The following is a 13,116-nucleotide window of genomic DNA, read 5'->3' on the forward strand; positions in this document are numbered from 1 at the left end:
TATCTGTCAGCCAGGCACGTTCTCCGGATCGATTCCAGTTACAAATTCCGTGACTGCAGAAAGGGTCGCCAGGGTGGTCGGTCGCTACGACGGCGACCTCTCGTCAGGCCCCGGTCGCACCGTCGTGCACGTGTGGCGGGGAGCCGAGATGTGGGGCAGCTATGTGATCTGGTCGGCCGAGCCGAAGAGCGACGAACGCGGACGGGTCACCGTTGACATCAGCGGTGCCTCCTTGGAGAGCTATCTCTACCATCGAGAAGTCCGTGAGGACCTGGAGTTTCAGCGGACCGACCAGCTCGACATCGCGCGCGGGCTGGTCGCCCACATGGAGCTGAAACGTCCGATCGGATTCCGTCTCGGCGGCGAGGACTTCTCCGCCGTCCTGCGGGACCGCCGGTATCGCTCTTCGGAAGCGGCGACCTACGGGGAACGCCTGGAGGAGCTGTCCAATGTCCTGGACGGCCCGGAGTGGATGATCCGTACCTACCCGGAAAGCGGTCGACGGGTACGCGAGTTCACAGTCGCGCAGCGACTGGGGCAGGACGTCACCGATCACATCTGGGCGCAGCCCGGTGACGTCCTCTCCTGGTCCTATCCGGCCGATGCCGGGGATGTCGCGACGTCTTGGCGGGCACGTGGCGACACCCCCAACGACGACCTCAGCGAGGATTCCGAGCCGTCGCTTTCGCGGCGGTGGGAGGACCCTCGCTACCGCGAGGCCGGGTGGCCGCTCCTGGAGCGAACGGTCGACTATCAGGGTGTCACGGACCGCGACACCCTGGATGACTATGCCCGATGGTGGACCCGCCGCAGTTCCGGGGCTGTTCGCTTTCCCCAGGTCACGGTGCGTCTTGGGGAATCGACGTCGTTCACGCCCGACAACCTCGGTGACCGAGCGCGGCTGACCCTGGTCAACGACTGGTTCCCTCTGGTCGCGGGGCGGCCCACGTTCTCTAAGTCGTGGCGGGTCATCGGGATCGAGGTAACCCCGGTGTCCCGCTCCAGCGGCCAGGAACAGGCGAACCTGATCTTCGAGGAACCCACCGGGGGATCGGTGGAGGAGTACGAGTCCGAACGCGGGAGAACGAACGGAACGGAGGTTGCGTGATGGCGCCGGCGTATCCCCCCGACTGGTCGAGCCGATGGAACGAGATACAACGCAAGGCCCGCACCGCCTATACCGCCGCGCAGTCGCGGGTGCGGTTCGCTGCGGTTCGTGCTGCGGGGATTTTGGTTGGGGGTGGTGGGAGTCTGCAGGTGGCGGGCCGTCGTGAGCGGGACCGGATGCTGCATGTGGGCAGTGACGATGAGGGCGGCGGTGCGCGGTTGTGGCTGGGCCGTCCCAAGGATGGTTCCGCGGTTTTGGATCTGCGTGCCGCGGATGGTGAGGCGGGGCAGTGGGCTCTGCGTGACCAGGTGGGTAACGCGGTGGTGGCCGAAGGACCCGAGGGCGTCGGGCTCGCGCGCCCGGTCATGCCGGTCGCCACCCACTGGATCACGTCGAGCGCTCAGTTCTGGCCGAGCACGACGAGTAGATCATGGCAGCGCATGATGCTCTCCTGGGCGGTGTTTCAACACACTGCGGTTACTTTCTATTTCAAGGCTTTCGGGCTGAGTGGCAAGGGTCAGATCCGGTTTCTTGTGGACGGGACCGTCATCGGCGTGCGCGATATCCCGAAGACAGTCGGTATGGAGAATGCGGTGACAGAGCGGTTCGTCGTTGACGGGGCACCTTTTCTCGGCCGGAATGGGCCTGTCCTCGTCGAGCTGGAGGGGCGTTGCCTGTCCGACAACATGGGTATGAACGTCACCCCTTTCTACAACGAGGGCGGCGGCCGAGCTCCGGAGCCTCCTGAGGGGGTGGTGTAATGCCCGTCCCCGCGTATCCCCCTGATTGGTCGAGTGCGTGGTCGGGTCTGCAGCGACGGCTCAAGATAGCGCGGACCGCCGCGCAGTCGCGGGTGCGGTTCGCTGCGGTTCGTGCTGCGGGGATTTTGGTTGGGGGTGGTGGGAGTCTGCAGGTGGCGGGCCGTCGTGAGCGGGACCGGATGCTGCATGTGGGCAGTGACGATGAGGGCGGCGGTGCGCGGTTGTGGCTGGGCCGTCCCAAGGATGGTTCCGCGGTTTTGGATCTGCGTGCCGCGGATGGTGAGGCGGGGCAGTGGGCTCTGCGTGACCAGGTGGGTAACGCGGTGGTGGCCGAAGGACCCGAGGGCGTCGGGCTCGCGCGCCCGGTCATGCCGGTCGCCACCCACTGGATCACCTTCGACAAGGGTCAGGTTCGCTGGGACGCCCACGCGTTCGGTGGAGGCAGACAGAGCCTGATGCAGTGCTGGGCGGTGTTCCAGCACACCGTCATCAGCTTCGCCTTCCTCGCGTCGGCCGCACCCAGGGATGCGACGCTCGAACTGCTCGTCCACCAGGGTGGAACCGCCCATAGCGTCGGTGTGCGACGTGTAGCGGTGGGCGGCCCCTCCACGGGACGTACCGTACGGTTCGACATTGACGGTAGGCGGTTTCTCGACTACTCCGGACCTCTTCTCGTGGAACTCGTCGCGACCACACATGATGATGGCTCGTCCGGACTCAACGTCGCGGTCCTCTACAGCCATGGGGCGGGACGAGTCCCGCAGGCCGAACCAGTGCAATGAGCGATGAACGCCCGTATGCGGTGGTCGCCATCACCGTTGTCTATGGTGAAGTCCGCGAGATCTCAGGATCCCTGGCCGCGATAGGTGTGCGGCTCGACGGGATGGAGCGCCGCGTTACCGAACTCGAAACCCGCGTCGACGCAATTGACAGGCGGCGATACGCGTTTCCAGCGTCCGCGCTCTCCGACGCGCGGGGCGTAAGCTCGCGATGCGCGGGCATCGTGACATCAACAGCACGTCGTGTCCGGGTGACCAGCTCTACGCCGGGGTGAAGTCGGGCATGCCGGTGGACAGAAGGTCGACCGACTCCATTGCTGCGCAATCGGCCGGGGTGAACAAAGGCGCCGACTTTTCCGCTGCCGACCAGATGGGCGTTTGGCCCGCGTAGTGGGCCAAACTGGATGGTATCGGGGCTCTACTCGCACCGTTCCAATTTACTGAGGTGGCAGCGGCGCATGCGCGGCCGCGGCTGGAGTATCACGACTGACAGGCTCTACGGGCCGCGGACGGAACGGGTCGCTCGTCAGTTCCAGCGAGAGAAAGGACTCACGGTCGACGGCCTAATTGTCAAGACGACATGGGAAGCGGCCTGGGTGAGTTCCATCACGTGAAAGACGGCCGGGTCGAGTGCCGCCAAGTCGCGCCATCCGTGTGACCTGAGCTGATGGACGCTGATCATATCCGCATGAGGAGTTTGAGGAGTGCTTCCGTCCGCGATGGCCGACTCTGGCCAAGATCCTCGGCGCATGCGGATACACGGTGACATTAGGGTATAGATCGCCATTAGGTGATTATGATCCGCATATGGTTGTTCTTGGGCAGGGATTCATTCGGAGTCTCTTCCCTCTGCCATGCGGCGGACATCGGTCTCGACGCCCCGGTGCTCCGCATATTCCCTTCGGCTCGCTTTGTGACACGACAGGTAGGAAGGACCGTAGTTTTGGCTGTATCCCCCAGTGAGTCGTTCCCTTGTGCAGGCGAGGATGACCCTGCTGATGAGGACGAATATGTGGAAGGCGAAGAGTTTTACTATGACGATGATGGAACTTTCGGTGTGGGGTATCGTATTTAGTGATCGATTGGATGAGAGTATTTTTTAGATCATTCATCTGTCGCCGCTGACACGCTATTATTTAATAGCAATACGTATTCTTAGTTGGGTGCCCCTGCCTTCGGGTTGTGGCGCCCTTGCTGTCGGGGCGAGTGCGGATTTCGCTGTGGCGAATGTCTGCTCGCCCCGATGCTCATCGATGCCTCACGGCCCTGCCCCATGGTGGGGCTTTTTTAATGGAGGGAGTTGCCTTATGCCAACTGGGGAAAACAGTGGCGATGCCCGTCGCCACCCACGGGATCACCTATCGGGACGGCGAGATCGACTGGGATATCAGTGAAGTATTCGGGCCCGATTTCTGGAGCATTGCGCAGTGTTGGGCGGTGTTCCAGCACACCAGCGTCACCTTCGCCTTTCTGGCGCGTACGTGGTACGCGGCGGGAGAGCTGGAACTGGTGGTGCACACGAGCGGTCAGCGGCACACGGTGGGGACCTGGTCCCTCCCGTACGGAAAGCCCAGCCGTATACAGCGCGTCCAGTTCCCCATCGATGGGACGCAGTTTCTCGACTACTCGGGCCGCTCCTCGTGGAGCTACTGGCGCGTGCGGACAGAGACGCACCAGAAACAGTCATCGAAGGTCTCACTTCTGTACAGCCACGGGACGGGCACCGTGTCCCAGGCGGAGAAGTTTGTCTGATTCCAGGACGCCCCCGCCTGCATGACCTCAAAACGTGGGCGAGGTGCCGTCGCTTACCTTGCGGCATCCAGCACCTTGTCCCAATTGATAGAAAAGGAAGGATGTAGATTATGAGTTTCAGTTTTGGCCGCAAGGGGATGCCCTACTACAATATGAGGTTCCTTCCGGAAATGGAAGACATCATCATTTACAAGGGCTCCCTTCGTCTCTCCCTCGAAGGGAATGATCGGGTTTCCGTCTACAGTGAGGAGGATATTGACCGGGCTGTCACCGCCTTCTGTTCGGTCTTGCACAAGGTGAGTCCTATCGAGGCGACCAAGCATATCGCGGCGAGCGGATATGACCCAGAGTTCTCATTTCCTGAGTAGTTCGTCATTCTCTTGAAGGTCTCCCATGGTGAAAATCGGGGAGATTTTTTGTTTTCGGGCCCTGGCTCTTCTGCCAGGGCCCGATTTTGCGAGCAGACAGGGAGGGAATCGCTATGGTCTCCATCCGACCGCGCTCTGCGTGGGGCGCGCGCGGTGCGCGGAACCGCCGACGGGTCTCGTGGTCGCGGCGTACTGAGTTCACCGTGCACTACTCGGAGGGGCCGACCACACAGTCACCGCGGCAGATCCAGGATTTTCACATGGATTCCAACGGGTGGGCCGACATCGGATACAACTTCCTCGTCGACCGGGCGGGCGTTGTCTACGAGGGCCGTGGTTGGAACGTGGTCGGCGCCCATGCGGCACCGCGCAACGTACAGGGGATCGGGGTGTGTTTCATCGGCCGCGACGGTGATGCGACCGACACGGCGAAGCGGAGCATCCGTGCCCTGTACGAGGAAGCGTGCCGCAGGGCGGGGCGGGTCCTGGCGATGCGCGGTCACCGTGACATCAACAGCACATCGTGCCCGGGGGACGAGCTCTATGCCTGGGTGAAGGCCGGGATGCCGGTGGACGGGAGGCCAAGCACTCCCGTCTCGGAGCAGCGCCTCGGGGCGGCGGAGGCTCCGTCGTTTCCGCTTCCGGCGCGATGGGCGTTCGGTCCGCGTACGGGCCCGAACTGGATGGTATCGGGGTATTACTCGCACCGGTCCGATCTCCGACGGTGGCAGCAGCGCATGCGCGACCGCGGATGGAATATCGCGGCCGACGGTCTCTACGGGCCGCGGACGGAGCGCGTCGCTCGGCAGTTCCAGCGGGAGAAGGGGCTCTCGGTCGACGGTCTCATCGGCAATAGGACCTGGGAGGCCGCCTGGATAGCTCCCGTGACCTGACACGGATACCCGTCCGCTAAGGAGTCGGGAGCCGTAGCGCACCCGAATGTACAAACACGATGATGCGAGGTCCCGTACGCCGGGGCCTCTTTCCATGGAAGGGAGCCGCGACGTGTCGATGTCGGGGAGTGAGAATGAGGCCAGACGGGTCGCTCTGAGATCCCTGGTACAGGCGATCGCCGTCGTTGCGCTGACCGGCGCGGGGACGGCCGTATCCCAGCTGACCGGCCCCGCGGATGCGCTCACGCTGAAAACGGTCGCCACCACCGCGCTGGCTGGGGCCGGGTACGCCGTTGCCGCCTACGTGCACAAACGTCTGGATGGCTATCGGGCGGGGCGGCGCGTGGAGGGACATGGAGGCATGTGACGCCACGACCAGCCTGGCGAGGAGTCGGTCTCGGCACTCCGCGTGGGAATCGCGCCGGTTTTAGACACTGAGTTCGAGTCGTCGGGTAAGCACGACGTGTATCTATGGAGGGCTCGACTGAGCCACCACGCCCCCGGCCTTCGGGCCGGGGGCGACTTCTTTGTTGGGTCAGTTGACGTCGACCTTGATGGTCTCGCCGAAGGGGATGTCGAAGGTCACGCTGGCAGGGGTGAAGGAGCCTTCGCCGGTGATGACGCCGGACACGTTTTCGTCCGGGGCGAGGGTGACGGATTCGATTGCGTTTTCGTCCTCAATCATGCCCTTGGTGGCGTCGTGCTTGGTGCCGTCGGTGTCGGTGATGGAGAAGTAGGCCGCGTTGACGTCGACATTCTCATCGCCGTTGTTGGAGACGGTCACCTTCACGCTGGTGAAGTCCCCGCCGTTGTGCAGGACGCTGGGCGTGAACTCGGTCGACTCGGCTTCGATCTTCACGGGGCCGTCTTCGGCGGCCTCGTCGCTTCCGCCGTCGCCGCCCGAGGGGGCCGAGTTCGAGGAGCCGTCCTTCAGTACCTCCTCGGCGGAGTTGCCGAGGATCGCCATGCATCCGCCGCCCACGAGAAGGAGGACGAGGGCTGCCCCTCCGCAGCCGAGGCAGCCCCACAGCCAGGCTTTGCTCTTCTTCGGTTCGGGCGGCATGTGCTGTCCGTGCACGGGGGACTCCTGTTGCTTTCGTTGAATCAGTTGCGACCCGACGAATCTACGTCGACCAAATCAGTCACACGTCAACAAACCACCCAAATGTCCACATGTGGACCCCATGACAACCGGATGCCGCCCCTAAGCGTCGGTCACGCTGAGTGAAGGATTTTCCGAGGTGTTCGCCTTATGATTCACGCTGCGGAGTCGGGCAGGGCGATCGCGAGGACGTCGCCGAGACGGTAGAGGGGGCGGCCGGCGCTGCCGGTTTCCTCGGCGCGGATGTGTCCCCGACGGGCGTACCCGCGGATCATGGCGTCGGTGATCTCGTGGCCGATGGCGCGCAGGGCGCGGGCGGCTTCGGCGGCGGTGACCAGCCGGTCACCGGCCTCGCGTAGGATGCGTTCGCGTTCGGTGCCCACGTCGTGCTGATCGCCGCAGCTGCCGCAGCGCACCCTCTCCGAGCCCGGGCGCGCGTAGCAGGGTGCGCCGCAGGTGCGGCACTGGCCGGCGAAGACCCGCTGCTCCGGGCGGTCGACGGTGCGCTCGGCGAGCCGCACGGCGGCGGTGATCTCGTCGACGCACTCGCCGCCGAAGTCCGAGCGGCGGATCCAGTCGATGAAGCGTTCCAGCCAGCGGGCCATGTCGCCCAGCGTGTCGTTGGGGAGGCGCCCGCCCACCTCGCCGTGGAGCATGCGCACCCATGTCGAGAGCGTGTTCCGGACGACGTCGACGGTTTCGCTCGCTCGTTCATCGAAGTCCACCACGGTGGTGGAGGATCGGCGGCCCATGTTGCTCTCGCCGGTGCGGCCCTGCCGCGTGACGGCCAGGTCCAGTTCGGTGTCGAGGCCGCGGTCGTTGCCGCGCGGTCCGCCGTGCAGTGCGTGGAGGGCGATCGCTAACTCGTAGCCGCATCCGGCGCAGACCGGAGAGTCATCGGTGAGGGGGGAGTCGCAGTCGGGAACTTCGCAGAGCGGTTCGGCACCGGGTGTGGCGGGGTCGGTGGACGTGGGCGATGGCGTCATGGGTTTCCTTCGTTGGTGACTGGGTGGTGAGAGTGGCGGGATCCAGGGGCTCAGGACGCGTGGGCCGGCGGGGCGTCGCTGATGAGCAGGTCGCCCTCGGCGGCTTCGAGTACCTGGGTCAGCGCCCGGTACAGGCGGGGGGAGGGCTGCCGTTGGCCCCATTCGATGCGGTAGAGGTGCTGAGCACTCGCTCCAACGTGTTCCGCCAGTTCGGGGACGCTGTAGCCCTTGCGTTCACGGATGCGGCGGAGTGCGGTCCGGTCGATGCGATGAGCGATCATGCGAGCAAAGTTAGCAAAAGTTTGGCGCGAATAAAAGGTTATTTGGCGCAACTTCTGGCGCGGGTGGATGCGTGGCGGTTACTGGGGCGGCGAAGGATTGAGCGGTTGGTCTGACCGGCGGTAAACCGAAACTGGGCCAAAGTTGTTCCTATATAGCTTCAATTTGGCTTAAGCTTGGGTCATGGCTCACGACACCTCCCCGGCCCCTGGCTCCAACTACGACCTGCTGGATCGCGCTATGGACGAGCGCCGCCTCGAACTAGGGCTGCGTTGGAAGGACGTCGCTGTTCGGGCGGGAACCTCGGAGCAGGCGCTGCGTGACATTCGTCGCGGACGCAGTTTCCCGCGGGACCTCACGATCCGTCGGCTGGAAGAGACCCTGGGGTGGGCCCCGGGGGCGATCCGGGCGGTCCTCGGCGGTGGCGAGCCGCCGGTGGCCGCGCCTCCGGTCGACCGCTCGGTGCCGTCCGTACCGACGGAAGAAGGGCTCTCGTGGACGATCCAGGACGGGTATCCCGTCTACCACCTCACGCGGATGATCAGGGGAAATCCCGTCACTGTCTCCCAGGTGGTCCGCGACCAGCGCTCGCGCGAGCAGATCGAGAGCGAACTCAATCAGCTGATGGACATGGCCGGGATCATCTGGCGGGAGTGAGTGGGTTTACGCTGCGTGGTGGCCACATATGGTCACATCCGAAAGCGGGGCTATGAGCAGGCCCAGAACCCCCTAAACGGGGGGATCAGGTGATCGAATACGCGTACGAATAGACAAGAGGACTTGCAAAATCGTCGCTTTGGGTGATCATCTACGGGTGATGCGTCGGCCTTTCGGCGCCTCCACGAACGGATGCCTTTAGAGGGAGCCTGATTTGACGGCGGCAGACTGCCCCGAGACGGAGTCGATTGGCGTGGACTTAGACATCCACGTGACCAGCGGCATGTCGACGCCACTGAGTGTCGTGCGACGGGCTGTCGGCGTGCTCGTCCTCATTTCCCCTGAGGCGGAGCCCGATGCCGTCATGATCGACGCACGGCGGATGCTGTCCCCCCGCGAGCGGATGCTGCTCCGAATCTGGCTGGAGGGGCGGTCCCAGCGGGGGGACGCCCGCGGGTGAAGTACTTCCCCCGGGCGCGGGGCGCCGGGATCCGTCCTCAGGTGACCGCCGATCGCCCCATGGTCGCTGGCCCCGCGCCGGCGCCGCTGATCGCGAGCGGGGCGGGCGATGGTTCGTGAGACAGGAGTGATGTGAGGCGCAGGTCCTCGCGCTCCTTGTCATCCCATGATCGGGCAAGCGACGGTGGAGTCAGTGTCGGGCCGGACGCCGTGCGCCGGAGTAGCGGCGCCCGACCCGGGTCTGCCCCGGCCGCCGCGTCACAGCGCCGGGATGACGTGCTTCCCGTAGGCCTCGATCGTGCCGTCGATGTCGTCGTGCATCGCGTAGACGGCGAACTGGTCCACGCCCAGCTCGCGCAGCCGCCGCAGCTTCTCGACGTGCGCTTCGGCCGGGCCGGTCAGGCAGAACCGCTCCACGATCTCGTCGGGCACGAATGCCGTGTCCGGGTTGCCCGTCCGCCCATGGTGGCGGTAGTCGTACCCCTCCCGCTCCTTGATGTAGGCGGTGAGCGCCTCGGGCACCACGCCGGAGTGCTCGCCGTATCGGGCGACCAGGTCGGCCACGTGGTTGCCGACCATGCCGCCGAACCAGCGGCACTGCTCCAGGGCGTGCGCCCGCTGCTCCGCGCCGCCGTCGGTGACGTACGCGGGTGCCGCCACGCAGACGGTCACGTCGTCCGGGTCGCGTCCGGCCTCCGTCGCCGCCTCCCGCACGGCTTTGATCATCCACTCGGTCAGGTAGGGGTCGGCCAGCTGCAGGATGAACCCGTCGGCTTGGCGCCCGGTCAGGGCCAGCGCCTTGGGTCCGTAGGCTCCCATCCACATCGGCAGGCGGCCGTCGCGCACCCACGGAAGCCGCATGGGCGACCCGTCGACCTCGGCCTCGCGCCCTTCGGCCAGTTCCTTGATGGCGTGCATGGCCTCGCTGAGCCGGGCGAGCGTCGCGGGCCGCCGCCCGGCCACCCGCATCGCCGAATCGCCGCGCCCGATACCGCAGATCGTGCGGTTGCCGTACATGTCGTTGAGCGTGGCGAAGGTGGAGGCGGTCACCTCCCACGTCCTGGTGTGCGGGTTGGTCACCATCGGGCCGACGACCATCCGCTCGGTGCGGTCAAGGACGCGGCTGTAGATGACGAACGGCTCCTGCCACAGCACGCAGGAGTCGAAGGTCCACCCGTGGCTGAACCCGGCCTGTTCGGCGCTGCGCATGCGTTCCACCAGCGTTTCGGCTGGCGGGTCGGTCTGGAGTACGAGACCGAAATCCACGGTTCCTCCCCGAAGGTCAACGTCCAAAAAGCGTCAGATGAGGTAGTCGCAGGTGGAACGCGGCACATAGCGCCCGTGGCCCGGACTGCCGATGTAGGCGTCGTCGTCGATGATCACCCGTCCCCGCGACAGCACGGTGCGCGCCATGCCGGTGACCCGCTTGCCCTCGTAGGCGGAGTAGTCGACGTTCATGTGGTGCGTCGCCGCCGAGATCGTGTGGCGCGCGTCGGGGTCGTAGACGACGATGTCGGCGTCGGCGCCGGGGGAGATGCTCCCCTTGCGCGGGTAGAGCCCGAACATGCGCGCCGGGGTGGTGCAGGCGAGCTCGATCCACCGGCGGCGGGAGATGTGCCCGTCGACCACCGCCTGGTGCAGCAGGTCCATCCGGTTCTCCACCCCCGGCAGCCCGTTGGGGATCTTGGCGAAGTTCCCGCGGCCGAGGTCCTTCTGCCCGGCGAAGCAGAAGGGGCAGTGGTCGGTGGAGACCACCGACAGGTCGTTGGTGCGCAGCGCCCGCCACAGCGTCGCCTGGTGTTCCGCCGGCCGCAACGGAGTCGAGCACACGTACTTCGCGCCCTCGAAGCCCGGCTCGGCCAGGTTGTCGACGGTCAGAAAGAGGTACTGCGGGCAGGTCTCGCCGAAGACGTTGAGGCCCATGTCGCGCGCCTGGGCGAGCTCGGCCACCGCCTCGGACGCCGACACGTGCACGACGTACAGCGGCGCCCCGGCGACGCGGGCGAGTTGGATGGCGCGGTGCGTCGCCTCTGCCTCCAGCAGTTCGCGGCGGACCTCGCCGTGGTAGCGGGGGTCGGTCTTGCCGGCCGCCAGCGCTTGCTCGACCAGGACGTCGATGGCGATGCCGTTCTCCGCGTGCATCATGGTCAGCGCCCCGTTGTCGGCGGCGCGCTGCATGGCGCGCAGGATCTGGCCGTCGTCGCTGTAGAACACGCCCGGGTAGGCCATGAACATCTTGAACGAGGTGACGCCCTCGTCGACGAGGCTGTCCATCTCCTTGAGGGTGGCGTCGGTGACGTCGGAGACGATGGTGTGGAACGCGTAGTCGACGGCGCACGTGCCCTCGGCCTTGGCGTGCCAGGTGTCCAGGCCCTCGCGCAGCGAGGAGCCGACGGACTGCACCGCGAAGTCCACGATCGTCGTGGTCCCGCCCCAGGCGGCGGCCCGGGTCCCCGTCTCGAAGGTGTCGCTGGACTGGGTCCCGCCGAAGGGGAACTCCATGTGGGTGTGGGCGTCGATTCCGCCGGGGATGACGTAGTGCCCGGCGGCGTCGATGACACGTGCGTCCCCCGACGTCCACGACTCGGCGAGGGGGCTGCCGGTGGCGGCCAGCGCCGTGATGCGCTCGCCCTCGACAAGGACGTCGGCGTGCACCTCCTCGGTCGCGCTGACGACGAGTCCGCCGCGGATGACGGTTCGGCCGGTGTCGCTCATATGGATATGCCTCCCTGTTCGCCGTTCGCCCGATCCGCTGCCGCACTGCGCTGCTGGCCCTTCTGCTCGACTGGTCCGCGGATCGGCTCCTCCGCGGTCCCGGTCAGCCCTCGGTGAGCAGGCCGTAGGCGTCCGGCCGCCGGTCGCGGTAGAAGGCCCACTGGTGGCGCACCTGGTCGATCAGGTCGAAGTCGAGGTCGCGGACCACCAGCTCCGCCTTGGAGTCGGAGGCGACGTCGCCGACGAACTGCCCGCGCGGGTCGACGAAGTAGCTGGTGCCGTAGAAGTCGTTGTCGCCGTACTCCTCGACGCCGACCCGGTTGATCGCCGCGATGAAGTACTCGTTGGCGACGGCGGCGGCCGGCTGCTCCAGTTTCCACAGGTAGGCGGAGAGGCCGCGGTGGGTGGCCGAGGGGTTGTAGACCAGCTGTGCACCGGCCAGGCCGAGGGCGCGCCACCCCTCGGGGAAGTGCCGGTCGTAGCAGATGTAGACGCCGATCCGGCCGACCGCGGTGTCGAAGACCGGCCAGCCGAGGTTGCCGGGACGGAAGTAGAACTTCTCCCAGAAGCCGCGGACCTGGGGGATGTGGTGCTTGCGGTACTTGCCGAGGTAGGAACCGTCGGCGTCGACGACCGCGGCGGTGTTGTAGTAGAAGCCGGGTCCCTCCGCCTCGAAGACGGGCAGGACCATCACCATGCCCAGTTCTTTGGCCAGCGCCTGGAACCGGACGATGGTGGGGCCGTCGGGGACGGGCTCGGACCAGCGGTAGTGCTCCTCGTCCTGCACCTGGCAGAAGTAGGGGGCGTTGAAGACCTCCTGGAAGCCGATGACCTTGGCGCCCTGGTCGGCGGCGGCGCGGGCATAGGCCTCATGCGCGTCGTTCATGGACGCTGTGTCGCCGGTCCATTCCGTTTGTACGAGTGCGGCACGAACGGTGTGCGGCATGGCCTCTCCTTTGCGCTGTGCCGACCTGGTGCAGGGGGTTCCGCTCAGGAAGGCAGTGGTTGCGGACGCGCATCGGACCGCGTGCGTCGAACTTAGATACGCAATGTCATAAAGGTCAATACGTGCGATGTTTCGCTCGCAAGGCGGTCGTGTTTCCAGGATTCGGATTCACGGCATTTTGGGTGAAATGTCCGTCGCGTGTGGGTGGGGAGGATTGTAGGTTCCGACCAGCACCTCCACCGGTGGCGGCGCTAGTCGGTGATCGACTGCAGATGGGGGCGAAGCGGATCGCCACCGCCTCGCCCCCACTG

General features: G+C 65.8%; 17 protein-coding genes. 11 read left to right on the forward strand and 6 right to left on the reverse strand.

The window, feature by feature from the left end:
* Positions 1–49: 49 nt before the first annotated feature.
* From ABD259_RS02960 to ABD259_RS02995, 9 genes are all read left to right on the forward strand, one after another.
* Complete coding sequence (locus ABD259_RS02960) at positions 50–1,108, forward strand: hypothetical protein (RefSeq protein ID WP_344099241.1); 1,059 nt, start codon at positions 50–52, stop codon at positions 1,106–1,108.
* Positions 1,105–1,869 carry a hypothetical protein gene (locus tag ABD259_RS02965; protein ID WP_344160007.1) on the forward strand — a complete coding sequence of 255 codons (765 nt, stop codon included), beginning with the start codon at positions 1,105–1,107 and terminating at the stop codon, positions 1,867–1,869. Before ABD259_RS02960 ends, ABD259_RS02965 begins: the two co-directional genes overlap by 4 nt.
* A 152-nt stretch (positions 1,870–2,021) precedes the next feature.
* The gene (locus tag ABD259_RS02970; RefSeq protein ID WP_344099237.1) at positions 2,022–2,651 is read left to right on the forward strand and encodes a hypothetical protein; all 630 of its coding nucleotides are present in this window, start codon (positions 2,022–2,024) and stop codon (positions 2,649–2,651) included.
* On the forward strand, positions 2,648–2,923 hold the full coding sequence (locus ABD259_RS02975; RefSeq protein WP_344099235.1) for a hypothetical protein: 276 nt from the start codon (positions 2,648–2,650) through the stop codon (positions 2,921–2,923). Before ABD259_RS02970 ends, ABD259_RS02975 begins: the two co-directional genes overlap by 4 nt.
* Before the next feature lie 183 nt (positions 2,924–3,106).
* Positions 3,107–3,262, forward strand: coding sequence for a peptidoglycan-binding domain-containing protein (locus ABD259_RS25785; RefSeq protein WP_425573475.1), 156 nt, complete (start codon positions 3,107–3,109; stop codon positions 3,260–3,262).
* Positions 3,263–3,974: 712 nt separating this feature from the next.
* Positions 3,975–4,400, forward strand: a complete 426-nt coding sequence (locus tag ABD259_RS02980; RefSeq protein WP_344099234.1) for a hypothetical protein — start codon at positions 3,975–3,977, stop codon at positions 4,398–4,400.
* A gap of 110 nt (positions 4,401–4,510) precedes the next feature.
* The gene (locus tag ABD259_RS02985; RefSeq protein ID WP_344099232.1) at positions 4,511–4,768 is read left to right on the forward strand and encodes a hypothetical protein; all 258 of its coding nucleotides are present in this window, start codon (positions 4,511–4,513) and stop codon (positions 4,766–4,768) included.
* 113 nt (positions 4,769–4,881) lie between these two features.
* A complete protein-coding gene (locus ABD259_RS02990) occupies positions 4,882–5,661 on the forward strand; it encodes a peptidoglycan recognition protein family protein (protein ID WP_344099230.1) in 780 nt (259 codons plus the stop codon).
* A 118-nt stretch (positions 5,662–5,779) separates the two neighbouring features.
* Positions 5,780–6,028: a hypothetical protein gene (locus tag ABD259_RS02995; protein WP_344099228.1), complete on the forward strand. Its 249-nt coding sequence runs from the start codon at positions 5,780–5,782 to the stop codon at positions 6,026–6,028.
* Between the two features lie 168 nt (positions 6,029–6,196).
* Here the strand turns inward: ABD259_RS02995 and ABD259_RS03000 are convergent, their stop codons facing one another.
* The 3 genes from ABD259_RS03000 to ABD259_RS03010 form a co-directional block, all read right to left on the reverse strand.
* Positions 6,197–6,739, reverse strand: a complete 543-nt coding sequence (locus ABD259_RS03000; RefSeq protein ID WP_344099226.1) for a DUF4352 domain-containing protein — start codon at positions 6,737–6,739, stop codon at positions 6,197–6,199.
* 179 nt (positions 6,740–6,918) lie between these two features.
* A complete protein-coding gene (locus ABD259_RS03005; RefSeq protein ID WP_344099224.1) occupies positions 6,919–7,749 on the reverse strand; it encodes a hypothetical protein in 831 nt (276 codons plus the stop codon).
* Between the two features lie 50 nt (positions 7,750–7,799).
* Positions 7,800–8,030 carry a helix-turn-helix transcriptional regulator gene (locus ABD259_RS03010; protein ID WP_344099222.1) on the reverse strand — a complete coding sequence of 77 codons (231 nt, stop codon included), beginning with the start codon at positions 8,028–8,030 and terminating at the stop codon, positions 7,800–7,802.
* A 181-nt stretch (positions 8,031–8,211) separates the two neighbouring features.
* On the opposite strand from ABD259_RS03010, the gene ABD259_RS03015 reads away from it, so the two are divergent.
* A complete protein-coding gene (locus ABD259_RS03015) occupies positions 8,212–8,685 on the forward strand; it encodes a helix-turn-helix domain-containing protein (protein WP_344099220.1) in 474 nt (157 codons plus the stop codon).
* A 253-nt stretch (positions 8,686–8,938) separates the two neighbouring features.
* A complete protein-coding gene (locus ABD259_RS03020; protein ID WP_344099219.1) occupies positions 8,939–9,145 on the forward strand; it encodes a hypothetical protein in 207 nt (68 codons plus the stop codon).
* A gap of 257 nt (positions 9,146–9,402) precedes the next feature.
* Here ABD259_RS03020 and ABD259_RS03025 read toward each other — a convergent pair whose 3' ends face one another.
* The 3 genes from ABD259_RS03025 to ABD259_RS03035 form a co-directional block, all read right to left on the reverse strand.
* The gene (locus ABD259_RS03025; RefSeq protein WP_344099217.1) at positions 9,403–10,410 is read right to left on the reverse strand and encodes a TIGR03842 family LLM class F420-dependent oxidoreductase; all 1,008 of its coding nucleotides are present in this window, start codon (positions 10,408–10,410) and stop codon (positions 9,403–9,405) included.
* Positions 10,411–10,443: 33 nt separating this feature from the next.
* Positions 10,444–11,859, reverse strand: a complete 1,416-nt coding sequence (hydA, locus tag ABD259_RS03030) for a dihydropyrimidinase (RefSeq protein ID WP_344099215.1) — start codon at positions 11,857–11,859, stop codon at positions 10,444–10,446.
* Positions 11,860–11,962: 103 nt separating this feature from the next.
* Complete coding sequence (locus ABD259_RS03035) at positions 11,963–12,805, reverse strand: nitrilase-related carbon-nitrogen hydrolase (RefSeq protein WP_344099213.1); 843 nt, start codon at positions 12,803–12,805, stop codon at positions 11,963–11,965.
* Positions 12,806–13,116: the final 311 nt, after the last annotated feature.

This window comes from Nocardiopsis rhodophaea (assembly GCF_039530945.1).
Taxonomy (GTDB): Bacteria; Actinomycetota; Actinomycetes; order Streptosporangiales; family Streptosporangiaceae; genus Nocardiopsis_C; species Nocardiopsis_C rhodophaea.